Annotated in this window: 29 protein-coding genes; 16 read left to right on the top strand and 13 right to left on the bottom strand. The window is 66.0% G+C overall.

What is annotated here, in order from left to right; translation table 11 throughout:
• Positions 1 to 143 precede the first annotated feature (143 nt).
• A complete protein-coding gene (locus tag J7643_02320; protein ID MBO9539410.1) occupies positions 144 to 452 on the top strand; it encodes a hypothetical protein in 309 nt (102 codons plus the stop codon).
• 29 nt (positions 453 to 481) lie between these two features.
• Positions 482 to 826: a hypothetical protein gene (locus J7643_02315; protein MBO9539409.1), complete on the top strand. Its 345-nt coding sequence runs from the start codon at positions 482 to 484 to the stop codon at positions 824 to 826.
• 4 nt (positions 827 to 830) lie between these two features.
• Here J7643_02315 and J7643_02310 read toward each other — a convergent pair whose 3' ends face one another.
• Positions 831 to 1250 (bottom strand): cupredoxin domain-containing protein, encoded by a 420-nt coding sequence (locus J7643_02310; GenBank protein MBO9539408.1) that lies wholly within the window; start codon positions 1248 to 1250, stop codon positions 831 to 833.
• A 245-nt stretch (positions 1251 to 1495) separates the two neighbouring features.
• Between J7643_02310 and larC the strand changes: the two genes are divergently transcribed.
• Positions 1496 to 2671, top strand: coding sequence for a nickel pincer cofactor biosynthesis protein LarC (gene larC / locus J7643_02305; protein ID MBO9539407.1), 1176 nt, complete (start codon positions 1496 to 1498; stop codon positions 2669 to 2671).
• Between the two features lie 80 nt (positions 2672 to 2751).
• On the top strand, positions 2752 to 3246 hold the full coding sequence (locus J7643_02300; protein ID MBO9539406.1) for a bifunctional nuclease family protein: 495 nt from the start codon (positions 2752 to 2754) through the stop codon (positions 3244 to 3246).
• A gap of 18 nt (positions 3247 to 3264) precedes the next feature.
• On the opposite strand, the gene J7643_02295 is transcribed toward J7643_02300, so the two are convergent.
• Positions 3265 to 3942, bottom strand: a complete 678-nt coding sequence (locus J7643_02295; protein MBO9539405.1) for a cyclodeaminase/cyclohydrolase family protein — start codon at positions 3940 to 3942, stop codon at positions 3265 to 3267.
• Positions 3943 to 4212: 270 nt separating this feature from the next.
• Here J7643_02295 and J7643_02290 point away from each other — a divergent pair, with 270 nt between their 5' ends.
• Together J7643_02290 and J7643_02285 are read left to right on the top strand one after the other, a co-directional pair.
• Entirely contained in the window at positions 4213 to 4995 is a 783-nt protein-coding gene (locus J7643_02290; protein MBO9539404.1) for a hypothetical protein, read from the top strand.
• Between the two features lie 139 nt (positions 4996 to 5134).
• Positions 5135 to 5854: a hypothetical protein gene (locus J7643_02285; GenBank protein MBO9539403.1), complete on the top strand. Its 720-nt coding sequence runs from the start codon at positions 5135 to 5137 to the stop codon at positions 5852 to 5854.
• Positions 5855 to 5891: 37 nt separating this feature from the next.
• Here the strand turns inward: J7643_02285 and J7643_02280 are convergent, their stop codons facing one another.
• A complete protein-coding gene (locus J7643_02280) occupies positions 5892 to 7004 on the bottom strand; it encodes a histidinol-phosphate transaminase (protein ID MBO9539402.1) in 1113 nt (370 codons plus the stop codon).
• Between the two features lie 125 nt (positions 7005 to 7129).
• Between J7643_02280 and kynA the strand changes: the two genes are divergently transcribed.
• Both kynA and J7643_02270 read left to right on the top strand, forming a co-directional pair.
• Positions 7130 to 7975 carry a tryptophan 2,3-dioxygenase gene (gene kynA, locus J7643_02275; GenBank protein MBO9539401.1) on the top strand — a complete coding sequence of 282 codons (846 nt, stop codon included), beginning with the start codon at positions 7130 to 7132 and terminating at the stop codon, positions 7973 to 7975.
• Complete coding sequence (locus tag J7643_02270; GenBank protein MBO9539400.1) at positions 7972 to 9171, top strand: aminotransferase class V-fold PLP-dependent enzyme; 1200 nt, start codon at positions 7972 to 7974, stop codon at positions 9169 to 9171. Before kynA ends, J7643_02270 begins: the two co-directional genes overlap by 4 nt.
• Positions 9172 to 9201: 30 nt before the next feature.
• Here J7643_02270 and J7643_02265 read toward each other — a convergent pair whose 3' ends face one another.
• The 7 genes from J7643_02265 to J7643_02235 form a co-directional block, all read right to left on the bottom strand.
• Positions 9202 to 10773, bottom strand: coding sequence for a HAMP domain-containing protein (locus tag J7643_02265; protein MBO9539399.1), 1572 nt, complete (start codon positions 10771 to 10773; stop codon positions 9202 to 9204).
• A complete protein-coding gene (locus J7643_02260) occupies positions 10767 to 11813 on the bottom strand; it encodes a sugar ABC transporter substrate-binding protein (protein MBO9539398.1) in 1047 nt (348 codons plus the stop codon). Before J7643_02260 ends, J7643_02265 begins: the two co-directional genes overlap by 7 nt.
• Positions 11814 to 12029: 216 nt before the next feature.
• Positions 12030 to 12803, bottom strand: coding sequence for a hypothetical protein (locus J7643_02255; GenBank protein MBO9539397.1), 774 nt, complete (start codon positions 12801 to 12803; stop codon positions 12030 to 12032).
• A gap of 80 nt (positions 12804 to 12883) precedes the next feature.
• Entirely contained in the window at positions 12884 to 13177 is a 294-nt protein-coding gene (locus tag J7643_02250; GenBank protein MBO9539396.1) for a hypothetical protein, read from the bottom strand.
• 109 nt (positions 13178 to 13286) lie between these two features.
• Positions 13287 to 14864: a hypothetical protein gene (locus J7643_02245; GenBank protein ID MBO9539395.1), complete on the bottom strand. Its 1578-nt coding sequence runs from the start codon at positions 14862 to 14864 to the stop codon at positions 13287 to 13289.
• Between the two features lie 216 nt (positions 14865 to 15080).
• Positions 15081 to 15959 (bottom strand): class II fructose-bisphosphate aldolase, encoded by an 879-nt coding sequence (locus tag J7643_02240; protein ID MBO9539394.1) that lies wholly within the window; start codon positions 15957 to 15959, stop codon positions 15081 to 15083.
• A gap of 13 nt (positions 15960 to 15972) precedes the next feature.
• The gene (locus J7643_02235) at positions 15973 to 17010 is read right to left on the bottom strand and encodes an SIS domain-containing protein (GenBank protein MBO9539393.1); all 1038 of its coding nucleotides are present in this window, start codon (positions 17008 to 17010) and stop codon (positions 15973 to 15975) included.
• 164 nt (positions 17011 to 17174) lie between these two features.
• On the opposite strand from J7643_02235, the gene J7643_02230 reads away from it, so the two are divergent.
• From J7643_02230 to J7643_02220, 3 genes are read left to right on the top strand one after another with little or no spacing between them, the layout of a single operon-like run.
• On the top strand, positions 17175 to 17960 hold the full coding sequence (locus tag J7643_02230; protein ID MBO9539392.1) for an enoyl-CoA hydratase/isomerase family protein: 786 nt from the start codon (positions 17175 to 17177) through the stop codon (positions 17958 to 17960).
• 2 nt (positions 17961 to 17962) lie between these two features.
• A complete protein-coding gene (locus J7643_02225) occupies positions 17963 to 18742 on the top strand; it encodes an enoyl-CoA hydratase/isomerase family protein (GenBank protein MBO9539391.1) in 780 nt (259 codons plus the stop codon).
• A 12-nt stretch (positions 18743 to 18754) separates the two neighbouring features.
• A complete protein-coding gene (locus J7643_02220) occupies positions 18755 to 19123 on the top strand; it encodes a VOC family protein (GenBank protein ID MBO9539390.1) in 369 nt (122 codons plus the stop codon).
• A 61-nt stretch (positions 19124 to 19184) separates the two neighbouring features.
• Here the strand turns inward: J7643_02220 and J7643_02215 are convergent, their stop codons facing one another.
• The gene (locus J7643_02215) at positions 19185 to 19409 is read right to left on the bottom strand and encodes a hypothetical protein (protein MBO9539389.1); all 225 of its coding nucleotides are present in this window, start codon (positions 19407 to 19409) and stop codon (positions 19185 to 19187) included.
• A 140-nt stretch (positions 19410 to 19549) separates the two neighbouring features.
• Here J7643_02215 and J7643_02210 point away from each other — a divergent pair, with 140 nt between their 5' ends.
• The 5 genes from J7643_02210 to J7643_02190 all read left to right on the top strand — a co-directional run bounded on the left by J7643_02210 (position 19550) and on the right by J7643_02190 (position 24092).
• Positions 19550 to 20320, top strand: a complete 771-nt coding sequence (locus tag J7643_02210) for a hypothetical protein (GenBank protein MBO9539388.1) — start codon at positions 19550 to 19552, stop codon at positions 20318 to 20320.
• Between the two features lie 104 nt (positions 20321 to 20424).
• A complete protein-coding gene (locus tag J7643_02205) occupies positions 20425 to 20982 on the top strand; it encodes a cysteine dioxygenase family protein (GenBank protein ID MBO9539387.1) in 558 nt (185 codons plus the stop codon).
• Positions 20983 to 21082: 100 nt separating this feature from the next.
• A complete protein-coding gene (gene cysK / locus J7643_02200; GenBank protein ID MBO9539386.1) occupies positions 21083 to 22063 on the top strand; it encodes a cysteine synthase A in 981 nt (326 codons plus the stop codon).
• Positions 22064 to 22070: 7 nt separating this feature from the next.
• The gene (gene cysE / locus J7643_02195) at positions 22071 to 22658 is read left to right on the top strand and encodes a serine O-acetyltransferase (GenBank protein ID MBO9539385.1); all 588 of its coding nucleotides are present in this window, start codon (positions 22071 to 22073) and stop codon (positions 22656 to 22658) included.
• A gap of 162 nt (positions 22659 to 22820) precedes the next feature.
• Entirely contained in the window at positions 22821 to 24092 is a 1272-nt protein-coding gene (locus J7643_02190) for an S-layer homology domain-containing protein (protein MBO9539384.1), read from the top strand.
• Between the two features lie 51 nt (positions 24093 to 24143).
• Here J7643_02190 and J7643_02185 read toward each other — a convergent pair whose 3' ends face one another.
• Positions 24144 to 25394 carry a competence/damage-inducible protein A gene (locus J7643_02185; GenBank protein ID MBO9539383.1) on the bottom strand — a complete coding sequence of 417 codons (1251 nt, stop codon included), beginning with the start codon at positions 25392 to 25394 and terminating at the stop codon, positions 24144 to 24146.
• Positions 25395 to 26054, bottom strand: coding sequence for a uracil phosphoribosyltransferase (upp, locus tag J7643_02180; GenBank protein ID MBO9539382.1), 660 nt, complete (start codon positions 26052 to 26054; stop codon positions 25395 to 25397).
• Between the last annotated feature and the right edge of the window lie 16 nt (positions 26055 to 26070).

The raw sequence follows: 26070 nt of genomic DNA, 5'->3' as shown, positions 1-26070 counted from the left end.
CCCGAGCCTCAAGACGCCGGCGAGCCCTGCGGCTCGCCGGCGTCTTCGCGTTTAACAAGCGCTTTACCGGTAGAGAATGAGCGCTTGATCTGTCTTTGACATACTCCGAAGCATCGAACCCCCAGCGTGAAAGGAGCAGGTCAATGTACGAAGTATGGGCGCCCTTCACAGATTCGTTCACGGCGCGGGATCTCGCCACGCTTCAGTCCCTGAGCCATACCGGCCTGAAGCTGGTGAGCATCAAGCTCTCGCCCATGAGCGAGGCAGCGGGAAAGCACGTGCCGGAGCTTGCGCTCCCCAGAAATTGCGTGCTGGTCCTGCTGATCCGGGACGACGCGGTCCTCTATCCCCGAGGCGACACGCAGTTGAAGCCCTGGGATCAGTTGTTCGCGGTCGTGGACGAGCGCGCCGAGGGTGAGCTGCGGGATGCGTTGACGCGCCTAGCCTCATAATTCAGGACTTCATACGCTATAATAAAGGCGTGGAAACATTCGTCCAAATGGAGGGCTGGCGCTCCGCCGCCCTCCTGCTCAATCTCATCACCTTCTTCCTGGCCTTTTCGGCCTTCACCGTGGGTTGGCTCATCGCCACACGGATCAGGCGCCTCCTCGGCTCTGCGCTCTTGACGGGGATCGTCACCTGCTTCTTGATCGCCTCGGGGGCGCTTTCGCTACGCTGCCTGGTGATCATCCTCCACCACCTGGCGCTCGTCCCCACCGTACCTGCGCTCGTCGTGAGCGATGTGGGGCTGCTCGTGGTGGGTGGGGCTCTTTTCGGAGCCTATCTCATCTTCGAACGCTTCTTGCGTACCAAAGAGGCGCGCTGATCCCTCATCGCACCACGCGCACCGTGCCCCGCATGGAGGGGTGGATGCTGCAGTAGTACTCGAACACGCCGGGTGAGTTGAAGGTGATCGAGTAGCTGCCGCCGACCGGCAGGGAGCCTGCAGAGGCTCCCATGGTCGCGCTCTGCCCGGGCAGGGGGTGCGTGACGTTGTGAGGCACGGTGTCTTGATTGTTCCAAGTCACCGTAGTGCCCACCGGCACCTCGATGGTCGCCGGCAAGAACTGCAAGTTGCGGACGACGACTTCTCTCGCGACGCCTTGTTGCGTCCGGTAATAGGAGATGACGCTCGCAGCCGAGGTCCCGTCGGGACGTGAAACGGCCGGAGTAGCGCCAGGGGTCTGCTGCGCGCAGCCGGTGGCGCTTGCGAGCAAGATGAACGTCGCAACGACCGAGAGCCTTTTCATGGCTGTGGGCCTCCTCTGAAAACAAGCGTGCAGAACCCTCCGGCTCCGCCGCCTCACCGTATCGCCGTGAGGGGCGCAGGGCATGCACCGTGGGGCCCAATCTTTCGGCAAAAATAGCTCGGCCCTGCGCTTGTTCCGGAATGAAAGGCGCCGCTTCGAGAGCTAGAGCGGGCATCCGTCACAGCCTCGACTCGGAGCGTTATGGTATCCAAGAGGAAGCTAGCGCACCGATCCTGGAGCTTCCCATGCGAACGGCCTATTTCGACTGCTTTCAAGGCGCCAACGAGACCATGCTGCTCGGCGCACTGCTCGACGCCGGGGCCGACCCCGAGCGGCTGCGCGAGGATCTCGCGGGCCTCTCCGACGCTTGCTCGCTTTCCGTGACCCGCGATCGCGATCGCGGCGTCGCCGCCACCCGGGTGACCCTCAAGGTCAAGGACGACGCCATCAAGCGCGAGATGCGCGAGGTCGCGGGCATCATCCTCAAGAGCAACCTGGCCACGAGCGTCCAGGAGCGCGCGCTGCGCGTGTTCCACCGCCTCGCGCTCGCGCACGGCCGCATGCTGGACCAGGCCCCCGAGCGGGTCATCCTGCACGAGGCGGGCAGCATGACGGCGATCGCGACCGTCGTCGCCTTCATCCTCTCGCTCGACCAGTTGAGCCTCACCCAGCTCTCGTGCTCCGCCTTGCCCCTGGGCAGCGGCACGGTCAAGACTCCTCAGGGCCTGATGCCCGTTCCCGCGCCGGTCGTGGTCGAGCTGCTCGCGGGCATCCCCATCTGCGACAACGGGGAAACCGGCGAGCAACTGACCGCGCTCGCCGCTGCCATGCTCAGCACCCTCTGCCGGGACTTCGGGAAGATGCCCGCCATGCGGCTCGCGAGCCAGGGCTGGGGCGTCGGCGTCGGGCGGCAGGCCCCCATGTGCCGGGTGCTCACCAGCGCCGCCGAGCCGGTCGAAGCCGAGCAGCGCGAGACCGTCGGCGTGGTCGAGACGAACATCGACGACGCCAACCCCCAGTTCCACGAATACGTGGTGGATCGGCTCTTCGAGGCCGGGGCGCTGGACGTCTTCCTGACCCCCATCGTGATGAAGCGAGGTCGCTCGGGCATCAAGCTCACGGCCCTGATCGCCCCCGAGAAGCAGGAAGCCATCACCGACATCATCTTCGCCGAGACCCCGAGCATCGGGGTGCGGACCTACCAGGCCGAGCGCCGGATGCTCGATCGCGAGATCATGTCCATCAAGACGGACTTCGGCCCCATCCGCGTGAAGGTGGCCCGCCAGATGGGCGCGATCACCAACCTCATGCCCGAGTACAAGGACTGCGTCTCGGCCGCCAAGAAACAAGGCGTGCCGCTCAAGACCGTCTGGCAGGCGACGCTGTCGCAGGCCCTTCAGCAGACGGGGCGCGCGGGATAGCCCGGCGGGAGCCGGTCTGCTTTACAGTGCATGGCCCGGCTCGTATCATGGCCGGGTCCCATCGCAGGAAGGAGCCGCCCATGGTGGAAATGACGCTCTCGGGGGTCATCCTCGAACCGAAATCCAAGTCTCCCATCGTGGTGCTCAAGGACGACGACGAGCAACGGGCCCTGCTCATCTGGGTGGGCGAGCCCGAGGCCAACGCCATCCTGCTCGCGCACGAGGGCATCAAGACCCAGCGCCCGCTGACGCACGACCTCTTCCGCAACACCCTGCAGGCCTTCGCCGCCACGATCAAGCAGGTGCGCATCACCGAGGTGCGCAACAACACCTACTTCGCCGAGATCGAGCTGCAGATGAACGGAACCACCGAGGTGATCGACGCGCGGCCGAGCGATGCGATCGCCATGGCCCTGCGCTTCGGCGCGCCCATCTTCGTAGACGAGAAGGTCATGACCGACAGCGCGGTCCCGATCAACCAGGAGCGCGAAGAGGAGGATGAGGCCGAGCAGTTCAAGAAGTTCCTAGAGAACGTGAAGCCCAGCGATTTCGGGAAGTTCGGCGGCCCGTCTTAAACTGGAAAGCCGCAGGCGCTAGGCGTTGGAGGCGCCGAGACCCTCGCTGGTCAGGAGGTGCCTGGTCATGGCGCGGTCCATGAGGGCGGTTTCGGTGGCCTTGACCTGGGATCGGATGGCGATCGCCTTCTCGCGCAGCTCGGCGGTGAAGGCCGCATCCTCGATCTTGGCGGCCTTGGCGAGGCCCGCGAGCAGGGCCCCGTCGATGGCGGCCACGGCGGTACGGACCGCGAGGATGGCCTCGGTGGCGCCCGTGGGCACCCCGTAGCGGAAGACCGCCTCGGCCAGGTTGAAGATCTCCTGGCCGTTCTGAGCGATCAGCATGGGCACCTGGGCCGCGCTCTTGAGCGCATTCTGGACCAGGCTGTGCCGGATCTCCTGCTCCTCGGGAGAGTGCTGCGGCAAGGACGCAGCCGAGGCCACGCGGTTCATCACGGTGGGATCCTGGTCGATGAGCTCTTCGCTCTGGTCGCCGAGGGTGGTTGCGCGCGACAGGATGCGGCGCATCTCCTCTTCGACCGGTTCGAACCCCTCGCGCCCGATGGTCATGCGCGCCACCTTGGCGACCAGGGCCGCCGCGATGGCACAAAGCCACGAGGCAGCGCCACAGGCGCCGGGGGGCGGTACCTCGGCGAGCTCCTTGAGCAGGTCCTCGACCGGGTAGCGATATGAGGGCAGGTTCTCCAGATGTTCCAACTGACTGATGCTCGCGTTTCTCGATTGCAATCACGCGACGTACGGGGCACGACGCGCTCGAAGCAACGGTCATTATAGCACACCTTGCCAGTAAGGGGCTGTCATGCAGTAAGCACGCGCCTCTCAGCAATTCGCAAGCGTTGAGCAGAAGCACAAAGCTTGCTGCTTTCGGGAGCATTGGCTAAAATTAGGACTAACTATCATTAAATTTGGGAAACATCGCCTAGACACGCTTACATCGTCCACGAAATTCAAGGAGACATCGCCCATATGAAGCTTCAGTCGAAACTGGCCCTGGCCTTCGCCGGCACGCTCGTCGTCGCCGCGATCGCCGGCTGCCCCACCACCACCCCGACCCCGACCGTCACCCCGACCCCCGGCAATCCTGCCAGCAAGCTGAACGGCCGCCTGACCTTCGCCCTCGCCAACGATGGCGCGAGCCCCGGCGAAGTGCTGACCGTCAAGCTCAAGCAGGCGCTCACGGGTGCCTCGACCGCTTCGAACTACACCGCGACGGCCTCGACCGACACCGCGGGCAACTTCAGCTTCTCGGATCTGCCCAACGCCAAGTACCAGATCTGGTACGACGACGAGGGCAAGGTCGCCTCGACCTCGTTCAACACGACCGGCGTCGCCGTTTCGGACCCCGTCGAGGTGAGCAGCACTCAGACGGCCGTTCCTTCCCAGAACATGGAGCTCGCCTGGGACTTCACCAGCGGCGTCGTCCCCATGCCCAACACCAACGTGACCGCGGGCAGCCCCACCAGCTTCAGCTTCAAGAAGAAGAACGGCGTCAGCGCCACCGACACCGTCTACCAGGTGACGGTGTTCAGCTCCGCGAACACCGGTAGCGGCGCCATCGTCTCGTCGACCCCCAACGAAGCGGCAACCGCGTCGCTGACCATCCCCGCGACCTTCCAGAACGCTTCGACTGCGGGTACCCGCTACTACGTCGTCAAGTACTACAAGAAGAACGGCGGCTTCGGCAACGGCGCGCTCAACTACTACGGCCAGACCAAGCCGATTCCCGTCACCGTCGTTGTGGGTAGCTAACAACCCCACATCTTCCTAGGGAATTTCAAGAATCGGCCGCGCGACAATCGCGCGGCCGATTCTTCTTGCAAATTTCCCGATGTTCTTTCTCTGGCTTCCCCTATCGTAGGGACTCGCCCACCCCCATGAGGAGAGCGAGATGAAGCTTCAGCAAAAGCTTGGGATTGCCGTCACGGGCGCAGCCGTCATCGGCACGCTCGCAGGCTGCCCAACCGGTGTTCCCAGCGTGACTCCCGGCTCGCAGATCGTCAGCGGCCGCGTCACCTTCGGCGGAGGCAACCCCGGTCAGGACCTGACCATCGGCCTCAAGAAGTTCGACGGCTCGGCTTACCAGAAGCTCAGCCAGACCACCAAGACCGACACCTCGGGCAACTACGCCTTCACCGACACCAGCCTCACGAGCGGCAAATACCAGGCCTTCTACGACGACGGCGGCCAGGAGGTGACGGATGCGACCGTCAACACCGTCGGCGTCTACGTTTCGGAGGCCAAGGACTCGCCTGCGACCATCAACTTCGACGTGCAATGGGCGTTCTCGCCGAGCGTCACGCCGAACGCGGTCTTTACGGTCGGCACCAGCACCTTCGGCTTCGCCGCGAACACCCATGCGCCGGGCGCCGAGTACCAGGTGGCGGTCGCCGACGCCAACAAGAGCGTGAAGTGGTCGTCCGCCTGGGCGAACACCACGAGCTTCAGCTGGAACGGCAAGGAAGGCAGCGAGACCAACACGCCGACCGGCGCGGATCGCCCCACCGGCAAGCACTACTACCAGATCAAGTTCCGCAAGGCAGGGACCACCTTCGGTGGGGCCGGCTTCTACGGCCAGACCAAGTGGGTGCCCTTCACCCTCGCCCGCTAAATCAAAAAGGGGACGCGCGATGCGCGTCCCCTCGTTTCTATCCCAGGACCTCGGCGAAGGCCTTCAGGAAGGCTTCGTTCTCTTCGGGCAAGCCCACGCTCACCCGGAGGCAGTGGGGCAGGCCGAAGCCCTTCAAGGGCCGCACGATGATGCCACGGGTCAACAGCGTCTCGTAGATCCGCATCACCTCGGCCTCGGTGCCGAGATCGAGCATGATGAAGTTGGTGTCGCTCGGGACGTGCTTCACGCCCAGGCGATCGAAGCCCTCACGCAGCATGGCGAGACCCTTGCGATTGTTCTCGAGGGTCCGGGCGAGGAACTCCGTGTCGCCGAGCGCCGCAACACCTGCCGCCTGGGCGGGAGCACCCGCCTCGAAGGGCAGCTTGACCTTCGAGAGCTGCGAGATGAGGCTCTCGTGGCCGAGGCCGTAGCCGATGCGGATGCCCGCGAGGCCGTAGGCCTTCGAGAAGGTGCGCAGGGTGATGACGTTGTCCGCGCGGTAGAGCATCGAGTCGGGGTAGTCGTAGCGATCGCCCACGTACTCGTAGTACGCCTCGTCCAGGATGATGATGATGTGGGGCGGCACCGCCGCCAGGAAGCGCTCGAAGGCCTCGCGGGTGAAGATGGTGCCCGTCGGGTTGTTGGGGTTGGCCAGGTAGATCAGCTTGGTCCACGGCGTGATGGCCGCGAGCATGGCATCCAGGTCGTAGGCGTAGTCCTTGAGCGGGGTCGTCACGATGGGCACGCCCTGCGCCTTGGCGAGCACCATGAAGCCGATGAACGTCCCCTCGGAGGTCAGGACCTCCTCGTTGCCGTGCAGGAAGGTCCGCACGATGGTCGCCATGATGCCTTCCGAGCCGGCGCCCAGGATTACGTTCTCGGGGGTCACCTTGTACTTCTCGGCCAGGGCCGTGCGCAGGCTGAAGCCCGCCGCGTCCGGGTAGAGGTGCAGGTGCGAGAGGCTCTCGCGGATGGCTTCGATGGCCAGGGGCGAGGAGCCGAGAGGGTTCTCGTTCGAGGCGAGCTTGTAGACCCGCTCGAGGCCGTACTCACGCTGCACCTCTTCGATCGGCTTACCGGCCTTGTAAGGCACGAGCTGCTCGATGTTCCGGGGAACGAGCTGGGCGCGGGTGATGGGATGAGGGTTCATTGAACGCAATCTCCGGTAAGCAAAGGCTTTTGGCCTGCGACGATACCTCGATTATAGCATCCACGCGCCCGGCATCCATTCCCGGCGCGTTGACAGGCCAAATCGACTCTGATACGGTGCGTGCCATGAATAAGCGAGAGTTGGAAAAAGGCATCGAACTCGATCTTCGCGATCGCATGACCTACACGGGCTACCTCTGCCTGGATCAGTTGCTGGGGGCCCAGAAGCCGCTCAGCAACCCCGAGCACCACGACGAGATGCTCTTCATCATCCAGCACCAGACCTCGGAGCTGTGGATGAAGCTCATCCTTCACGAGTTGCAGGCGGCGATCGCCTACATCCAGGACGACAAGCTCGATCCCTGCTTCAAGGTGCTGACGCGGGTCAAGAACATCCAGGCCCAGCTCTTCGACCAGTGGGGGGTGCTCGCCACCCTCACCCCCAGCGAGTACGCGGAGTTCCGCGGCGTGCTTGGCAACGCCTCTGGCTTCCAGTCGCCGCAGTACCGGGCCATCGAGTTCATCCTGGGCAACAAGAACGCCGACATGGTCCGGGTCTTCAGCTACGCGCCCGAGTGGCATGCCCAGCTGACCCGGATCCTGCACGCGCCGAGCCTCTACGACGAGTTCCTGCGCTATCTCGGCCGCCGCGGCCTGCCCGTGCCCGAGGACTGCCTCGAGCGTGACTGGTCGCAGCCCTACCAGCGCAACGAGGCCTTGATCCCCGTCTTCAAGCAGATCTACGAAGATCCCCAGAACTACTGGGACGCCTACGAGATGTGCGAGAAGCTCGTGGACGTGGAAGAGCAGTTCCAGCTCTGGCGCTTCCGCCACATGCGCACCGTCATGCGCACCATCGGCTTCAAGCGCGGCACCGGCGGCTCGTCGGGCGTGGGCTTCTTGCAGCGCGCCCTCGACCTCAGCTTCTTCCCCGAGCTCTTCGACGTCCGCACGGAGATCGGCGCCCGATGATCAAAGCCGCCGTTCACGCTCTCGGCCCAGGCCCCCTGACCGAGGCGTCCCTCCAGGAGCACATCCGGCCGCTCTTCTCCCGCACGCTCGCGCGTGCCGAGATCTACCTGGCCAACCACTCGCTCGGACGCCCCCTGGACCGTACCGCCCAGGACGTACAGGAAGCGCTCGGCTACTGGTATCAGGACCTGAACGGCGCCTGGGATCCCTGGATCGAGGCCATCACGGCTTACCGCACCCGCATCGCCCACCTCATCCACGCGCCCCGGCCGGATTGCGTGGTCCCCAAGACCAGCGCGGGCCAGGGCCTTCGCGCGGTGCTCAACACCTTCGATCGGCCCATCCGGGTCGTGACCACGCGCGGCGAGTTCGACTCCCTCGACTTCATCCTCAAGGTGTACCAGCAGCACGACCGCGTCGAGCTGGCCTACGTGGAGCCCGATGCCGAGGGCAGGTTCCAGGTAGACGACCTGCTGGCTGCGATCGACGACCGCACGGGCTTGGTGGTCGTTTCGGCGGTCATGTTCACCTCTGGCCAGGTCGTCACAGGGCTCGATCGCTTGGTCAAGGGCGCCCATGCCCATGGGGCCAAGGTGCTCGTCGACCTCTACCACGCCGTCGGCGCCCTACCGGTGGACGTGGCCGCGCTCGACGCAGACTTCGCCGTCGGCGGGTGCTACAAGTACCTGCGAGGCGGCACCGGGGCCTGCTACCTGTACGTCCATCCCCGCCACCTGGACGGGCAGCTGACGACCCTGGACACCGGCTGGTTCGCCAAGCGTGAGCCCTTCGCCTACCAGCGGCCCGAAGTGCCCCAGTTCGGCGAGGGGGGCGACGCCTTCCTCGAGTCGACCCCTGCGATCCTGCCGATCTACCAGGCCAAGGCCGGGCTGGAGCTTGCGTGCGAGCTGGGCCCCTCGCGGATTCGGACCTACTCGCTGCACCAGCAGTCGATCCTGATCGGGGCGCTGGCCGAGCACGGCATCGAGGCCATCGGCGCGCGCGAGGACCAGGGCGCCTTCGTGGTCGTCTCGCACCCGCGCGCAGTCGAGCTGGCCAAGCGCCTCATGGCCCGAGGGGTCAACACCGACGCGCGCCACGCGTCGCTCAGGCTCTGCCCGGACGTGGTGACCACGACCGAGGACCTGCGCACCGCTGCCGATCGGCTGGCAGACACCATCCGCGCTCTCGCTTGATCGAAACTCCAAGCTCAACAGGAGCTCGGTTTAAATCCCCGGGGCGCCGTCGCCCTGGCTGACGTTCGGGGGCTCCTTGGCGAGCGTGAACCAGAAGGTGCTGCCCACCCCCTGCTCGCTCGTCACCCCGATCGTTCCTCCGTGCGCCTCGATGATCGACTTGGAGATGCTGAGGCCGAGGCCCGTCCCCCCCTTGTGCATCCCGAACGGCAGCTGGGAGAATCGCTGGAACAATTTCGGCAGATCGTCGAAGGCGATGCCGGGACCGCTATCCGTCACTTCACACCGCACGGCCTCCCCCTCGTCGCACGCCTGCACTCGGATCCAACCGCCGGCGGGAGTGAACTTGATGGCGTTGTTGAGGAGGTTCATGAGCACGCGGCTGATCCGTTCGGGATCCATCCGGACAAGCAGTGGGTCCGCCGGGAGCTGGAGCCGGATGTCCAGGTGCGCCTCCTGGAGCTGCGGCCGCAGGCTCTCGGTCAGCTCGCGGATCTCACTCGCCAGATCGGCTTTCACCAAGCGCAGGCTGAAGGTGCCTGCCTCGATGCGGGCGAAGTCGAGCAGGTCGTCGACGAGGTTCTCCAGCCGCTCGGCACCACGCTCGATCTGGAGCACGAATTCCATCTGATGGGGGCTCAAGGGGCCGCCGACCTCGTCCTCGAGAAACTCCGCGTAGCCTTTGATCGACGTCAGCGGGGTCCGCAGGTCGTGAGAGACCGCGCTGACGAACGTGCTCTTGAGCTTATCCAGCTCCTGGAGCTTCTCGTAGCTCGCCCTCAGGTCCTGGTTGAGGCGCGCAAGTTCCTCGGTACGCTCACGCACCTGCCCCTCCAGGTTCTCGGCGCTTGCGCGAAGGCGCGCGGCCATCTGATTGAACGCCAAGCCCAGCAGCTCCAGCTCGTCGCGAGGGTCGGCGGGGACCGCCACCTTGGCGTCGTACTGCCCCGCCCCGAAGCGATGGGTGGCGCGGACGAGCTGCTTGAGCTTGAAGGTCAGCTGATAGCCGAGCGTGATGGCCAGGATCGTCCCCAGCGCGAGGAAGAGGAGGATGAGCGAGAGGGTGAGGAAGCGAACCTGAGCGATCTGGCGCTGCTCGGTCTCCTGGGAGATGCCGACCCGGATGATCCCCTCTGCTTGCTTGAGGTAGCCTCGCACGTACGGCAGCGCGAGGTCATTGCAACGCCTGCCGTGCTCATCCGTGACGTCCTGCAGCAGGAGACCGTCACGGTCGAGCGTCGCTAGCGCCCGGCGCGTCACCGGATCCTCGAAGCGGCGCCCCACCTCGGCCGGATCCGTCGAAGCGATGACGCGGCCCGTCGCGCGCTCGATGATCCGGACGTAGCAGATGTCCTTCGCCCCTTCCGCTAGGGTTTCCAGGTAGGCCTGGGCCTGATACTTGCCGGCAAAGAGGACCTGGTTGATGGATTGCTGGACGTTACGGGCGAAAAGCTCTTCGCGCGCCTGGGTCTGCTGACGGACCAGGCGCACGTTTTGCCGGTCGAGGACGTACGCGAGCACCCCCAGCATCACCGCGAGGAGCAGCACGAGGCTCGCCGTCAGGCGGGTGCGCAGCGAGATGAAGCGCGCGTGGCTCACCATCTCACGAGGTTCCCTGGGACCTGGCGGTGAGGGGGCCAGGGGCGTCGGATCACGGGGGGCACGACGCCGCCCCAGCCAGGGTAGGCCCCGAGACTCTCTCGGGTGATCGGGAAGACGGTCATGAGGATCTCTTTCGGGATGCGTTCACCTTTCAGCAGGCGGTACGTGACCCTGAGACTCTCCGCGCCGAGCGCCCCGCAAAACTGGGCCGTGTCGATGGCGATGGGGCCCCCTTGCGCAATGGTACGGACCGCGGCAGGATCCCCGTCGATGGTCGCCATCAGGATGTCGTCGCGCCCCGCTTCCTTGAGCGCACGCATGACGCTGAGTCCGCCACCGTCGTTGACGCAGAACACCGCATCCACGCTGCCGCGAGGGTGACGCTTCGCGATCGCGCGTCCTGCCTGGAAGCCGCCCTTGGGCTCGACGGCTTCGTATCGCGCCACGATGCGATAAGGGACTCCCGCATCGGCCAGGGCGTCCTGCAGGCCCTCGACACGCTCGACCGTCGACGAGACGTAAGGGTACTCGACGATCACGAGCCGCAAGGGATTCTTCGCGGTACGGGCCCGGAAGCGATACGCCAGATACTCACCATCCAGGTAGCCCGCAAGGGCATTGTTGCTCGTCAGATAACAGGCAAGCTTGCCCTTCAGGACGTACTGGTCGTAGGCCACCACCTGGATGTTCGCACGGTTGGCCTCTTGGACCGGCTTCGAGAGGGCCGCCGAGTCAATGGGCTGGAGGATGATCGCGTCGGGCCGCAACTTCACCAGGCGAGCCATGGCGGCGATCTGATTGCGAATGCCCGTCTCGCCGTCGCCACCGACGAAGGGGATCAGCCGCACCGGACGCGCGGGGCGTGAACGGTTGATCTCGGCTGCCGCAGCTTCAAGCCCGTGGCGCATGGCCACCTGGCCGGGGATGGCCATGGACCAGTAGACGACGCCGATCACGTAGGGTGGTGCAGCGCCGAGGGGCGACACGAGACAGAGCGTCAGCAGGCAAACAGCAAGCAAGACGCGGAAGGCCCGGCTCATGGCCGTCTCGTGGGCCAGTCCCGCACGGCATCGCACCGGCAGACCCGTAGCAAGCAGGGAACCGCTTCGTTCGGCCTCGATTCGAAGGCGATGAGGAGCTCCATATGCGCACTCCGCCTAATAACGGAACATGCCGCATTGTATCAAGGCCTTCTCCGCCTTACAATCCGTGTCCTCGGCAAGAAAGACCGGCAGCAGCCAAGATGGATGGCTTGTTTAAAGGGGCAGGTCTCCGACCCAGTCGATGAAGAGGAAGGCCCGATCCTCGGCGCGACCGCTGCCCGAGACGTAGTAGCCGCCCGTCAGGCTGATGCGGTCGTTGATGCTGTAGCCGAGCGCCGCGTTCGCCCCACCGAGCGGGCGGTTGCCAGCGATGTGCGTGCTGCCGCTCGTGTAATCCCCCATCACGTAGAGGTTGAAGGGCAGGTTGCGGAAATAACCCGCCATCCAGCCGTTGTAGTCGGACCCGGCGGCCGCGGGGTTCGCGTGGTAGAGCCCCAGAGTGAACTGGCCCAGGTCCAGGTCGTCCCACGACAGCCACTTGGTCGCGGTGAAGTGCAGGACGTTATGGGAGTACTCGAGGTTGGGCAGGCTGACGCTGTAGGCCCCGAGCGCGAGGCCCGGCAGGGTCTCGGTCTCGCGCAGGACCCCGAGCTTGAAGTGCGGCTGCACCGGCATGGGCACGTTGGCGGGATCAGGCGAACCGGGGAAGGGATACAGCAGGTCGACGCCCACTTCGAGCGCCCCCGACTCGACGCCGGGTGCCAGCTCGTAATAGGGCAGAACCCCACCCACGAGCGAGCCCTCGAAGAGATAGGGCGAGTTGGGGGTCGAGAGCATGCTGGGCTTGAGGTAGTGGTAGGTGCCCAGGTGATACGACTTGAAGGGGGTCACCCCGGCGGTCGGGACGTTCACGACGGCCGTCGGGAAGGCGTGAGCGGGAAGGGCCAGCCCAAGCAACAACAAGGCGGACAGCGAGAGCGTACGCACGGGATCCTCCTACGACGAAATGGCGACGAATGTTGCCAGCTTACCTCGCTCGCCTCGTTCGCGCAATCTTCAGGCGCGGCTCAGCGATCGCCCTCTTCGCGACCACCCTTCAGGACTTGCCAGCCCCGCGCCTGGGCCTTGGCGTCATCGACGTGGCCGATGGGGTCGAACTCCGCCGGTAGCTCCAGCTGATCGGTCGCCCGCTTGTAGACGCGGATCTTCTGAAGAATTTGCTCGATTGGGCTGTCGCCGCGGCGCGCCATCTCCTCGGCGAGTTCGCCGACCATCTTGCGCCACTCGGGCTCGGTCAGGATCACGCGCTGCTGCGCGAGGAAGGCGTCAATGTCTTCGGGGGTCTTCAGGTGGTCGAACATGGGAAGTCCTCTCTGCTGGGGGTCATGGTATTAAACCCACCGAGCGTCCCCGGCAATCCAAAAGACGAGCCCCTCTCGCTGAGCGAGAGGGGCTCGTTGCAGCTCGTGGCTACGGGGTGACTTCGAGGATGGTCACCGAAGCAGCCGGGAAGCTGTAGGCGCCGCTCAGGTTGGCGGCCTTGGTCTCCATCTTGACCTGGCCCTCGCCCGAGTTCCAGCCGGCCGTGCCGGTGAGCTGGTAGGCAGTCGCCTGCTTGGGGGTGAAGCCCATCGCGAGCTTCGCCGAGACAGCCTGGTGCTCCGTGCGGTTGGTGACCATCACGTAGACCTTGCCGTCGCGCCCCTTGGACGCGGTGATGGCCAGGTTCGGCATCGACAGGTCGCTGACCTTGGTGGTCGGGATGCCCTGCGGGGTCACCTTGACCTGCTGGTCGCCCCAGTGCTTGGACAGCATCTGCTGGAACATGAAGATGGGCGTCACGCGGTTGGCGTCGCCACCGTAGAAGAAGGCCGCATCCGCCGCCTCGCCGTGGTCGAAGCAGAACTGATTGGCCACGAGCATGTTGTGGTTCAGCGCGAGGGTCACGGTGTCCGCCGAGTAGAGGGCGCCGAAGAGGCCGCGGGCCTGATTGGCGTTGTTGTACTGCTCGGTGAAGAACTCGGTGTTCGCGAGCTGGACCGGGTGCGAGGCGTACTGCTTGATGGTGGGCTCGATCTTGTCGGTGATGAGGCGATCGTTCCACGCGTTCTGGGCCATGAGGGTCTTGAGATCCCCCTCGTTCTTGAGCGGCCAGCTGGGGTAGCCGTGGTAGATGAGGAAGTCCACGTCCTGGCCCATGTTCTGGAGGATGTTCTTGACCACCTCGCCCTCGGCGCCGCCGCCGTCCCACCGGAAGTTCGAGTTGGTCGAAGCGACCGCGCCGATCTTGATGGGGGTGGGGCTCGCCTTGCGCATGGCCTGGGCGAACTCCTTGGCGCGCTTGGCGTACTGGGTCTCGTTGGCCGCGTACTGGCTGTGACCGCGCACCATGGACCAGCTGATCTCGTTGCCGAGCTCGAAGTACTTCACGCCCTGTACGGGGTAGGGATGGGCCTTGCGGTTGGCGTCGTCCGGATTGTTGAGGTAGCTGACGTAGCGAGCGGCCTCCTGGGCGTCGCTGGTGCCGAAGTTCACGACGTGCAACTGCTCGGCGCCCAGGTCGTTGGCCTCCTTGAGGCCGTTGCGGATGTCGTCGTAGGGGTAGCTACCGTTCTTGTCCCAGTGCTTCTCGAAGTGGTAGCCGGTCATGTAGTCGTAGTCCTGGCGGCCGTCCGTCGGACCGTGACCCAGGCGGTACATGTACTTGCCCTGGCCCCAGCTCGGGCGCAGCTCCTTGAGCTTGGCGAGCTTGGCGTTGCCGTTGGGGAAGTAGTCGGTGGTGTGGTTGCGGTTGGTCGCGAGCACGAAGCTGTTGGCGGCGTGGGTGACCTGGTTGACGTGGATCTTGTAACCCACCGTCCCCGGCTCGAGGGTCGGCTCCTGCGCGGTGAGATTGGGCACGTGGCCAACGAAGCCCTCGCTGGCACCGCCGCTAGCACCGCCGCCACCCGGCAGGAAGGCCGTGGGGGCGACGCCGCAACCGGCGAGCACGATCATGGGAGTGGAAAGGGCGAGCATCATGGCGACCTTGGGACGCTTATGGAACATGCGAGCGATGGTGTCCTTTCTTTGAGAGAGATTACGAGCGGATAAAGATCCGCAATCTTTCTTCGTCTCACCTGTCCTACCCGTCTCAAAGCCGCAATATTCTTGCGATAAATGTCGAGATGTTGCGCCGACGCTCAGCCGTCAAGCGCGCAAAAGCAAGGATGCCGGGGCGACGAATCGACCCGGCATCCGTTTACATAGGGCGGAAAAAAGATCTCAGCGCGCCGAGAGAGCGCCCGCGGCAACCTCGTCGGCCTTGCCGGCCGAACCGAAGAGGCGAATCTTGCCGCGGACCACCTCGCTGATGGCCGCACGGCCGGCACCGAGCATGGGGCGCGGGTCGATCTGGTCGGGGTCCTTGGCGGCCGCCTGGCGCAGAGCGTCGGTGAAGGCGCGGTTCAGCTCGGAGGCCACCGAGATCTTGCAGATGCCCTGGGCGACGGCCTCGCGGACCTCGTCGTCGGGGATGCTCGACGAGTGGTGCAGGACCAGCGGAACGCCCGTGGCGTGGCGGATGGCGCTGATCCGCTCGATGTCGAGCTGGGGGCGCTTCTCGAGCAGCTTGGGGATGGCGCCCACGGTGACGGCCAGGCTGTCCACCCCGGTGAGGGTGACGAAGCGCTCGGCGGCGTCCGGATCGGTGTAGTCCGAGGCGTTGCCCACCACGTCGTTGGGCTTGCCGCCCGAGTGGCCGAGCTCACCCTCGACGGGGATCCCCATGACGTGCGCGGCCTCAACGATGCGGCGCGTCTCCTCGACGTTGACGGCGAAGGGGAGGGCCGAACCGTCGAACATCAGCGAGGTGAAGCCCGCGACCAGGCTCTTGAGGTTGAGGTCGAAGTCCCCGTGGTCCAGGTGCATGGCCACCGGCACGCGGGCCTCCTGGGCGGCGGCACGGACCATGGAGGCCATGGAGCGCAGGCCGGCGTAGTGGATGGCGCGGGCCGAGACCTGAAGGATCACCGGGGCCGAGAGGTCCTCGGCGGCCCGGATGATGCCCTGGACGAATTCCATGTTGTGGGCGTTGAAGGCTCCGATGGCGTAACGGCCCCGGAGCGCGGCCTGAAGGATCGGTGTGGCGTTGACGAGCGGCATGCGGCCTCCAAGATCAGAGTATGACGGATCGACTGAGGTGACGCGGCGCGTCGGGATCGGTCCCGTTGCGCACCGCCCGGTGGTAAGCCAGAAGCTGGAGGAAAGGCGTGTAGAGCAGCGCGCGGGTCGCGTCGCTCGACGCCTCGACGAGGAAGTGGGCATCCGCCCGCGACGCGATCGCCGCCTGGTCGGCGCTTGCGATCGCAAGGGTCCGTGCCCCGAGCCCCTTGAGCTCGTCCAGGAGGGCGGCTTCGTAAGCGCTGCCACCTTCCGAACAGAGCAGGGTCACGAGGGTATCGGGCCCCGCGGTGGACTTGGGGCCGTGACGGTACTCCAGGGCGTGGAAGGCGATCGCCGAGGGCTCCAGGGCCATCTCTTGCAGCTTGAGCGCCCCTTCGGAGGCGATCGCATGCAGCAGGCCCCCGCCCAAGAAGACGAAGTTCCGCACCGGCCAGGCCGCAAGCGCCTTGAGGGCCTCACTCTGGCGCAGGGGCGCCTCGGCCTGGCGCACGGCCTCGCGCAGGGCGGCCGCCCGCAGCGGGTCGGGCCGCAGGCTCAGGGCCCAGCCCGCCAGGGCGAGCAGGGTGCCCGTGAAGGCCTGGGTCATGACCACGCTCTCTTCGCGCGAGGGAATGACGATAGGAAAGTCGCAGGCTTCGACCAGGGGGCTCTCGGGCGCGCAGGTGATGCCGACGACCGGCGCAGATGCGCCCGCGCGTCCGCGGAAAGTCCCAATCGCCTGGAGCACCTCGGAGGTGGTGCCGGTGCGCGAGAGGGCGACCAGCGCCACCTGCGCATCGTCCGAAAGCAGGGTATCGGGGAAGAGGATCAGCTCGGAGGCCGGCGCGAAACGCGTGCGCACGCCCGCCCAGCCGGCGAGGAGCTTGGCCCCCGCCTCGGCCAGGTGGTACGAGCTGCCGCAGCCGGTGAAGACGACCTCGCGGACGCCGCCGAGGGCCGAAGCGCTCAACGTGGACACGAGGTGCTCGCCGACCCGAGGCCAGAGGTCGGGCTGCCCGAAAATCTCGCGGATGGTATGCTCGCCGTGCATGAAGGGCGTCTCCCTCCGGTTTGCCGCCGTGGCGGGCTCGCTCGCCTGTCGAGCCCCAGTATAGCAGGGCGATTGGGCGAGGCGCCAGGCGATTTGACAGCTCGCTCGGCGCATCCATATCATGGCGCATTCGGCAACGCCCTCCTCACGCAAGAGAACGGAACATGATCGAAGCAAAGACCTACGAGAACATCCTGGTGACGCGCGAAGGCCGGGTGGGGATCGTCACCCTCCACCGCCCCAAGGCCCTCAACGCCCTCTCGCCCGAGCTGCTGGGCGAAGTGCTCGAAGCCCTCGAAGCCTTCGACCGGGACGACGCCATCGGGGCCATGGTGCTCGCGGGCAGCGATCGCGCCTTCGCCGCGGGCGCGGACATCAAGGTCATGGCCGAGGCCACCATGGTCGAGATGAGCCAGCACGAATTCCTCAAGGTCTGGGACCGCATCGCCCACATGACCAAGCCCCTCATCGCGGCCGTCAGCGGCTTCGCCCTGGGCGGCGGCGCCGAGCTCATGATGATGTGCGACATGGTCATCGCCTCGGAGACCACCAAGATCGGCTTGCCCGAAGTCGGCCTGGGCGTCATCCCCGGCGCCGGCGGCACCCAGCGCCTGACCCGCGCGGTCGGCAAGGTCCTCGCCATGGAGATGGTCCTCACGGGCCGCCAGCTCAACGCCCAGGAAGCCCAGGCCCTCGGCCTCGTCAACCGGGTGGTGCCCGTCGAGCTCTTCCTCGACGAGGCCAAGAAGCTCGCCGCCGACATCGCGGGCCGCGCCCCCGTGGCCGTCCGGGTGGGCAAGGAGAGCGTCAACAAGGCCTTCGAGACCTTCCTGTCGCAGGGCCTCGACCACGAGCGCAAGAACTTCTGCATGCTCTTCGGCACCGAGGACCAGAAGGAGGGCATGCGCGCCTTCGTCGAGAAGCGTCCCGCCACCTGGAAGGGCCTGTAGGCATGTACCAGACCATCGCCTACGAGGTCCGCGACGGGCGCATCGCCTGGATCGCGCTCGATCGGCCCGACGTGCTCAACGCCATGACCGACCAGATGAAGCGTGAGCTGCTCGACGCCTTCAAGCGCGCCGACAAGGACCCTGCCGTGCGCGCGATCGTTCTCACCGGCCGCGGCCGTGGCTTCTGCTCGGGCCAGGACCTGGCGGATGCGAGCAAGTCCGAGGTGAGCCTCGGCGACAACCTGCGCACCCTCTACAACCCGCTCATCCTCCAGATGCGCCAGATGGCCAAGCCCATCGTGTGCGCCGTCAACGGGGTGGCGGCAGGGGCCGGCATGAGCCTCGCGCTCGCCTGCGACCTGCGGCTCTGCGCTGACAACGCCGCGTTCATCGAGGTCTTCGTGCGCATCGGCCTGGTGCCGGACGCGGGCAGCACCTGGCTCTTGCCCCGCCTGGTCGGCCTCGCCAAGGCCTTCGAGCTCGCAGCGCTCGGCGACAAGGTCGACGCTGCCGAGGCCCTGCGCCTCGGGCTCGTCAACCGGGTGGTTCCGGCCGACCAGCTCGAAGCCGAAGCCCAAGCACTCGCTTCGCGCCTGGCTGAGGCGCCCACCAAGGCCATCGGCCTGATGAAACGCGCCTTCGAGCGCGCCTTCGACCACGATCTGGCCGACCAGCTCGAATACGAGGCCCACCTCCAAGAGGTCGCCGGCCGCACCCGTGATTTCGAGGAGGGCGTCGGCGCTTTCCTCGCCAAGCGTCCCCCCGCGTTCACCGGCCAATAAAAGGAGATCGCAATGATCAAGGAGACCCCCATGGTGAAGAGCATCCAGAGCGTTCTTATCTTCGTCAGCGACATGGATCGCTCGGTCACGTTCTACCGCGACGTGCTCGGCCTCAGCGTCCTCTCATCCAACCCGGCCATCACCGAGTTCGAGATGGGGGGGATCACCTTCGGCCTGCAGTACATGCCCGCCGGGGCCCGCAATAACGGCATGGCCGTCACCATCGACTTCGCGGTGGACGACATCCAGGCGATGATCGACAAGCTCGAGGCCAAGGGCGTCGCGTTCGTCGCCAAGGAGCTGGACCAGCCGTTCAACAAGCTCGCCAAGTTCCAGGATCCGGACGGCAACCTGCTCGGCTTCATCGAGCAGACGGCCTAACGGCTCCGAAGCGCGACGCCCCCGCCTGCACTTGCAGGCGGGGGCGTCGCGCTTCGGAGGCTTAGCGGAACAAGTTGCGGTTGGCCAATTGCACCGCGGGGCACTGGGACTCGCCAGACACCGGATACAGCTCGACCTTGCAGAGCTGCTCGGTCTTGTAGCTGCAGTGCTGAATCGACTGGTGGACCGGACGTCGCTTCCAGTGATCCATCTGGTTCATGTAGGTGATCCGCACGGTATGACCTTCGTGCGGGCAGTGGAACAAGGTGAGCTTGCGTTCGCGCATCGGGCAGCCGCCTCCTTCCAGCCTTCTGTACCCGGAAGCAACGGGTTGTTATACCAACTTAATATTCATTTGATAGTTTGGTCGCATCTCGTTCACGCTTCCCGGGGAATGTAGATCTTATGTCAAGCCGTCATGAAACCATGCGACGCCGCGTGCGGCTGCTCATCATGCTCGGGGCCGCCGGCTTGATCAGCGCGGCGCCGCTGCCGGCGTTCGCCGCCGAGCCAACCGCCGGCCAGGCGATCGCCAAGGCGCAGGCCGCCCGCAAGGCCAAGCAGTACCAGCCGGCGATCGAGACCCTCGCGGGCCAGATCCGCAAGCCGGGCTTCCAGGCGGACCCGGCCGCGCCCTCGCTCCTCATGACCCTCGCCGAAACCGCCGAGGCCTATGTCCAGGTCATCAACGACCGCTACTGGCAGCGATCGCGCCTCAACCCCAAGAGCCCCAGCTGGTTGACGTACCTGCGCAAGGAGCAGCGCTGGGCCGCCAAGCATTACGCCTCCTTCCAGTACTTCGACCCGCGCGGCCGGTACCGCTCCGACGGCGACGCCTACAAGCTCCTGGTGAGCCGCTTCCCGCGCCATCCGCTCGCCGAAGAGGCCGCATGGCGCCTCATCCCGCACGAAGACGACGGCGAGCACGACCTGAGCGTGGACCCCGCCCTGATCGACGCCAGTCGCCACGAACGCTTCCTCAAGCAGTATCCCAAGAGCAAGTACCGTCTCGCCGCCAAGCTCGCCATCGGCTGGGACTACCTCTACGCCTCGGGCTTCACCTGGGGCACCCCCGATCGCAGGCGCTTCGAGAAGGGGCAGCGGATCCTCCAGGGGATCATCCAGGAGGCCCCCCAGTCCGCGGAGGCCCAGAAAGCCAGGCGCTTCCTCGACAAGGCCAAGGACCCCTGGCGCTAGGGGTCATGAGGGGATTGGACAAGCGAGGGTTTGCGAGGGAAAATGGTCATCGGCCGATAGCTTGCGCCCCCCTTCTTGCCACGCTGAAAGAGGATCCCCCGGGCATGCAGACCCCCACCAAGTTGAACTGGGAGCAATTTCTCGCCGAGGCGGCGCGCCACACCCCCGAGACTTTCGGCCTCAGCGAGCTCAAGGCCCTGGTGGATCGGCTCGAGATCACCCCTGCGCTGTTCGAGGGCAAGCTGCAATTCTGCCCCGAGGCCTACGCCCGCAACCTCCTCTTCAAGAACGAGCTCTTCGAGGCCATCTGCCTCTGCTGGCAGGACGACCAGCGGACCAGTGTTCACAACCACGGCCGCTCCTTCGGGGTGGTCGTCGTCTTCGAGGGCGTCATGCGCGAGGAGATTTTCCGCCGGGTCGAGGGCGATCGCCTCACCCTGGTCCATACCCGCGACATCACCCCCGAGAGCGGCTTGGCCGCCGCCCCCATCGGCATGATCCACCGCCTCGGCAACGCCGGCGGGGCGGGATCACACCTCGTCTCGCTCCACTTCTACGCGGGCCCGCTCGACGAAATGGACGTCTTCGACCTGGAGACCGGCACGGCCTACCGCAAGCCCATGCGCTACCTGAGCGACGGGGACCTGCCTCCGACGAGCTAATTACCTGCCTTCGCGCTGCATCGAGGAACGGAAGAAAGGTTGCCTGCGCTGCCGGGATGGACTAACATTTCGTTAGTCCATCGAGAAGGAGGCTTTTCCCATGGCAAACATCGCTCCCAGCATCACCGAGCGTTTCGGCAACACCCCCATGGTCGAACTCACGAAGATTCCGGCCGGGGCCCGTGCCCGGGTCGTGGGCAAGGTCGAGTTCTACAACCCCTCTAGCTCGGTCAAGGACCGCATCGGGATCGCGATGGTCGCCGACGCCGAGGCCAAGGGCCTCATCGCTCCCGGCCGCACGACCCTCGTCGAGCCCACCAGCGGCAACACCGGCGTCGCCCTCGCCATGGTGGCGGCGGCCAAGGGCTACAAGCTCATCCTGACCATGCCCGAGACCATGTCCCTGGAGCGCCGGGCGCTGCTCAAGGCCTACGGGGCCCAGCTCGTCCTGACCGAGGGCGCCAAGGGCATGAAGGGGGCCATCGCCGCCGCCGAGGAATTGCTCGCAAACACCCCCGGCGCCCACATGCTCGGCCAGTTCGACAACCCCGCCAACCCCCAGGTCCACGCGGAGACCACCGCCCGCGAGATCTGGGAGGACACCGACGGCCAGGTGGACTACGTGGTCTCGGGCATCGGCACCGGCGGCACCATCACGGGCATCTACCAGGCCCTCCACGCGCGCAAGCCCAGCCTGCGCTACATCGCCGTCGAGCCCTCCGAGAGCCCGGTGCTCGCGGGCGGCACCCCTGGCAGCCACAAGATCGCGGGCATCGGGGCGGGCTTCGTTCCTGCCGTCTTCGACCAGACGCTGCTCGCGGGCTTGCGCGATCGCTCGCTTGGCGAGATCATGGGGATCTCCTCGGCGACCGCCATGGACATGGCGCGCCGCGTTTCGCGCGAAGAGGGGATCCTCGTCGGCATCTCGAGCGGGGCGGCGGTCGCCGCGGCCCTCGAGCTCGCGCAGCGCCCCGAGGCCGAAGGCAAACTCATCGTCGTGGTCCTCCCCAGTTGCGGCGAGCGGTATCTTAGCACCCCGCTCTACAACTTCGAGGCCACCGGCACGACCACAGGAAAGTAACCAAGGCGTGGCATTCCGGCTCATCGAAAACATCCGTACCGTCCTCGAAAAGGATCCTGCCGCCAAGCACTGGCTCGAGGTCCTGCTCTGCTATCCGAGCATCCACGTCCAGCTGTTCCACTGGGTGGCGCATCCCCTCTACCGAGCCGGAGTGCCGATCCTGCCGCGCTGGATCATGCAGATTGCGCGCTTCTTCACCGGCATCGAGATCCATCCCGGCGCCCGCCTCGGGCGCCGGCTCTTCATCGACCACGGGATGGGCGTCGTCATCGGCGAAACCGCCATCGTTGGCGACGATTGCGTCATCTTCCACCAGGTGACCCTCGGGGGCACCGGCAAGGACACCGGCAAGCGTCACCCGACGCTTGGCAACGACGTCATCGTGGGCGCGGGCGCCGCGGTGCTCGGCAACATCCGGGTGGGCGACCATTCCCGGGTCGGCGCCAACTCAGTGGTCCTGCGCGACGTACCCGAACACGCCACGGTGGTCGGCATTCCCGGCCGCGTGGTGGTGGTGAAAGGGCAGCCCATCGAGCAGCCAACCAGCACCACGCCTCAAGAAATCGACGATTTCATTCACGGAGCGGGCATCTAGCGCGCCTCATACCGCTTGCCCACCTGGCATTCTCGGGCTACGATTGAGCTTAGAGCGTGTAACAAAGCTGTTCCTTCAAGCCGCCGCCGGCGGCAATCCACGACACATGCCTGGTTTTGTTACATGCTATATTCACCGTCTCTCCCCCCCATGGAGTTCAAGATGAAGCACCTGCGTCCCATGAGTTTCGCCGCTGCGTTGGCGCTCTCGTTCGCCCTCGCGGCCCCGGCTTTCGCGAGCCTCGCCTCCGACACCTTCAAGGACGTTCCTGACGGTCACTGGGCCGAGCAGGGCGTTGCCGACGTGGCCGTCAAGCGCGACCTGATGCGCGGCTACGCCGACGGCACCTTCCGCGGCGACAAGCCCTTCACCCGCGCCCAGTTCGCCGACAGCCTCGCCAACCTCCTCAAGGAGTTCGAGACCCTCTCGAAGACCTCGTGGCGGCCCAAGACCACCTCGATCAACGTCTACGCGGACGTGCCCGCCGGCAGCGAGCGCACCAAGGTCCTGATGCTCGCCAACGACTACGGCCTCTTCGATGGCGTCCCGGGCATCACCCCGGACTCCTTCGGCATGGAGCGGACCGTCACCCGCTACGAGATGGCCAAGATCATCGACAACCTCATGCGCCTTGCCGAGGCCAAGGACGTCATCCGCCCCCGCACGGGCAACAAGTTCACCTTCAAGGACGTGGACGACCGCGCCTGGGCCTACAACGACGTCATGGAAGTCGCGAACCGCTACGGCGTGATGGTCGGCTTCCCCGACGGCACCTTCCGCGGCAACGAGGAACTGACCCGCTACCAGTACGCCCAGGCCATCTCCCAGACGGTGCCCCTGATCCGCGAGCTCATCAAGGAGACGGTCGGCGCCAAGGAAGAGGAGCGCCGTGCGGCCGAAGGCCCCTGGCGCTTCCAGGAGAAGCAGCCCTTCCGCCTCTCGGTGGACGGCGGCGTCACCACCGGCGCCACCTCGGGCACCCTGGGTGGTCTGAGCGGCCGCTACGTGGCCTATCCCGGCAGCATGTTCCTCATGGTCGACCCCAAGCTGCGCCTCAGCCCCGGCCTCAACCTGGACGCCGAGCTCGGCGCCTTCTGGCGGATGCCCATGGTCGGCTCGTTCCACATCCAGCCCTACGTCGGTCCCCACGTCTACGCGCTGGGCACCACCCCGACCACGGTCGGTCTCGGTGGCGGCATGGCCGTCTACTGGCGCACGGCTGCGTCGCCCATCGGCGCGTACCTGAAGGGCGGGGCCAACTACGCCCTGAACAACAACAGCGGCCTGTTGACCAACGTGGAGCTCGGTCCTGAGTTCCACTTCAACAAGAACCTGGCCCTCACCGTTGGCCTGAGCATGGCCGACTCGCCGGCTGCGGCTGGCGGCAAGGTGAGCAACGTCGGTATCACCGGCGGCCTGCTGTTCAACCTCTAATCCATATCAAACGAGAGGGGCGCTTCCGGATTCGGAAGCGCCCCTCTCGGCTTATGACTGGACGACGGCTGCCGTCTTGAGGCTCTGGAAGAGCATCGCGAGCGCCCGCTGGCTCGCGAACCACTTCACCTTCTCGCGCGGATGGCGGCCGAACCGGAAGGACTTCACCTCGGTCCCCTCGGGCCCTGTGAGGGCCACGAAGACGTGTCCGACCTCCTCCTCGGGGGTGTTGGCGCTCGGGCCGGCGTAGCCGGTCACGCCCACCCCGTAGGTGGCGCCGGTGATCCGATGGATCCCTTCGGCCATGGCCTGGGTCACCTCGGCGCTGACGTGGCTGTGCTCGTCGATGAGGGCGGGATCGAGGCCGAGGAAGCGAACCTTCTCGCTCACGGCGTAGCTGACCACGCCTCCCAGGAAGTAGTCCGAAGAGCCGCCCACGTCCGTCACCCGGCTCGCGAGCAGGCCGCCGGTGCAGGACTCGGCCACGGCGAGGGTAGCCCCTCGCTCGCGCAGGAGCTTGCCCACCACCCCGGGCAGGGTCTCGTCGTCGGTGCCGAAGTGCCAGGGCGCAAGGCGCTCCAACAGCTCGGCGACCACCGGGTCGAGCAAGGCGTCCGCCTCATCGGCGGTGGCAGCCTTGGCCGTCACTCGCAGGTGGACCTCGCCGTTGCCCGCATAGGGGGCGACCGTCGGGTTCTGGCCTTCGATGAGGTCGCTCACGCGGTTGGCCGCATCGGCCTCGTCGATGCCGACGAACTTCAAAAGGCGCGAGCGGATGCTGCTGCCCGAGAGCTTCTCCAGCTCGGGACGGGCCCAGGTCTCCCACATCTGCGCGAGCTCGTGCGGCACCCCGGGGAAGGTCATCAGGCGCTTGTCGCCCCGCTCGATGTAGACGCCCGCCGCGGTCCCCGCCGGGTTGCGGATGAGGGTCGCCGTCGAGGGGAACATGGCGAGCTTGTGTTCGCTTGGCAAGAGCTTGCGGCCCTTCTCGGCGAAGACCTGCTCGATTCGCGCCAGGATCTCCGGCTTGAGTTCCATGCGATCGCCGACGAACTCGGCGATCACATCGTGGGTCAGGTCATCAGCAGTGGGACCGAGGCCCCCGGTGCAGATCACGAGGTCCGAGCGGCTCCAGGCGAGCTTGAGCGCGTCCAGGATGCGGCCCGGGTTGTCGCCGACCGAGGTGATGTAATACAGGTCGATGCCGAGCTTGGCGAGCTCCTGGGCCAGGTAGGTCGCGTTGGTGTTGACAACCTGGCCGATCAAGAGCTCGGTCCCGATGTTCAGGATCTCAGCCTTCATCTAGTAGGTCCCGAACGTGCGATCGCCCGCGTCCCCCAGGCCCGGCACGATGTAGCCCTGCTCGTTGAGCTTCTCGTCCACCGAGACGGTCAGGATGGGCACGTCGGGGTGCTGGGCGTGGACGTTGCGCACGCCCTCGGGGCTCGCGATGAGGCACAGGAACTTGATGCGCTGGACTCCGCGCTTCTTGAACAGCTCGATGGTCGAGACGGCCGACCCGCCGGTGGCAAGCATGGGGTCGATGATGAGGACGGTGGTCTCGATCGGGTAGGTTTCGGGAAGCTTGACGTAGTACTCGACCGGCTGGAGGGTCTTCTCGTTGCGGTAGAGGCCGATGTGACGGACCTCAGCCTCGGGCAAGAGCTCCATGGCAGGCTCGACCATCGCGAGGCCCGCGCGCAGGATCGGCGCGATCACGATGGGGCGATCGCCGAGGGTGCGGCCCGGGGCGGTGACGCCGAGCGGAGTGGGAACCTCGATGGGGTCGGTGATGAGGTCGCGGGTGGCCTCGAGGACCAGGTACTTGGCCAGCTCGCGGGCGCGCTGGCGGAAGCGGACGACCGGGGTGTCCTTGTGCCGCAGCTCGGCGACAGCGTGGTGAACGAGGGGGTGATCGAGGATGACGAGGTTGGTGTTGGCTTCGATCGCGAGATGGACCATGGATTCCTCCGACGCT

It is taken from the genome of bacterium (assembly GCA_017744355.1).
GTDB lineage: Bacteria > Cyanobacteriota > Sericytochromatia > S15B-MN24 > UBA4093 > JAGIBK01.
Note: the sequence above shows the minus strand (reverse complement) of the source record. Positions and strands in the feature narration are given on the sequence as shown.

Bases quoted from the DNA above. Each gene is read 5' to 3' on its own strand.
- J7643_02245 (MBO9539395.1), bottom strand. From the start codon at position 14,864: ATGTTCCATAAGCGTCCCAAGGTCGCCATGATGCTCGCCCTTTCCACT.
- upp (MBO9539382.1), bottom strand. From the start codon at position 26,054: ATGGTCCATCTCGCGATCGAAGCCAACACCAACCTCGTCATCCTCGAT.
- J7643_02290 (MBO9539404.1), top strand. From the start codon at position 4,213: ATGAAGCTTCAGTCGAAACTGGCCCTGGCCTTCGCCGGCACGCTCGTC.
- kynA (MBO9539401.1), top strand. From the start codon at position 7,130: ATGAATAAGCGAGAGTTGGAAAAAGGCATCGAACTCGATCTTCGCGAT.
- J7643_02205 (MBO9539387.1), top strand. From the start codon at position 20,425: ATGCAGACCCCCACCAAGTTGAACTGGGAGCAATTTCTCGCCGAGGCG.
- cysK (MBO9539386.1), top strand. From the start codon at position 21,083: ATGGCAAACATCGCTCCCAGCATCACCGAGCGTTTCGGCAACACCCCC.
- J7643_02220 (MBO9539390.1), top strand. From the start codon at position 18,755: ATGATCAAGGAGACCCCCATGGTGAAGAGCATCCAGAGCGTTCTTATC.
- J7643_02310 (MBO9539408.1), bottom strand. From the start codon at position 1,250: ATGAAAAGGCTCTCGGTCGTTGCGACGTTCATCTTGCTCGCAAGCGCC.
- J7643_02210 (MBO9539388.1), top strand. From the start codon at position 19,550: ATGCGACGCCGCGTGCGGCTGCTCATCATGCTCGGGGCCGCCGGCTTG.
- J7643_02280 (MBO9539402.1), bottom strand. From the start codon at position 7,004: ATGAACCCTCATCCCATCACCCGCGCCCAGCTCGTTCCCCGGAACATC.
- J7643_02250 (MBO9539396.1), bottom strand. From the start codon at position 13,177: ATGTTCGACCACCTGAAGACCCCCGAAGACATTGACGCCTTCCTCGCG.
- J7643_02320 (MBO9539410.1), top strand. From the start codon at position 144: ATGTACGAAGTATGGGCGCCCTTCACAGATTCGTTCACGGCGCGGGAT.
- J7643_02270 (MBO9539400.1), top strand. From the start codon at position 7,972: ATGATCAAAGCCGCCGTTCACGCTCTCGGCCCAGGCCCCCTGACCGAG.
- J7643_02225 (MBO9539391.1), top strand. From the start codon at position 17,963: ATGTACCAGACCATCGCCTACGAGGTCCGCGACGGGCGCATCGCCTGG.
- J7643_02235 (MBO9539393.1), bottom strand. From the start codon at position 17,010: ATGCACGGCGAGCATACCATCCGCGAGATTTTCGGGCAGCCCGACCTC.
- J7643_02215 (MBO9539389.1), bottom strand. From the start codon at position 19,409: ATGCGCGAACGCAAGCTCACCTTGTTCCACTGCCCGCACGAAGGTCAT.
- J7643_02285 (MBO9539403.1), top strand. From the start codon at position 5,135: ATGAAGCTTCAGCAAAAGCTTGGGATTGCCGTCACGGGCGCAGCCGTC.
- J7643_02230 (MBO9539392.1), top strand. From the start codon at position 17,175: ATGATCGAAGCAAAGACCTACGAGAACATCCTGGTGACGCGCGAAGGC.
- J7643_02300 (MBO9539406.1), top strand. From the start codon at position 2,752: ATGGTGGAAATGACGCTCTCGGGGGTCATCCTCGAACCGAAATCCAAG.
- J7643_02265 (MBO9539399.1), bottom strand. From the start codon at position 10,773: ATGGTGAGCCACGCGCGCTTCATCTCGCTGCGCACCCGCCTGACGGCG.
- J7643_02190 (MBO9539384.1), top strand. From the start codon at position 22,821: ATGAAGCACCTGCGTCCCATGAGTTTCGCCGCTGCGTTGGCGCTCTCG.
- J7643_02185 (MBO9539383.1), bottom strand. From the start codon at position 25,394: ATGAAGGCTGAGATCCTGAACATCGGGACCGAGCTCTTGATCGGCCAG.
- J7643_02240 (MBO9539394.1), bottom strand. From the start codon at position 15,959: ATGCCGCTCGTCAACGCCACACCGATCCTTCAGGCCGCGCTCCGGGGC.
- larC (MBO9539407.1), top strand. From the start codon at position 1,496: ATGCGAACGGCCTATTTCGACTGCTTTCAAGGCGCCAACGAGACCATG.
- J7643_02260 (MBO9539398.1), bottom strand. From the start codon at position 11,813: ATGAGCCGGGCCTTCCGCGTCTTGCTTGCTGTTTGCCTGCTGACGCTC.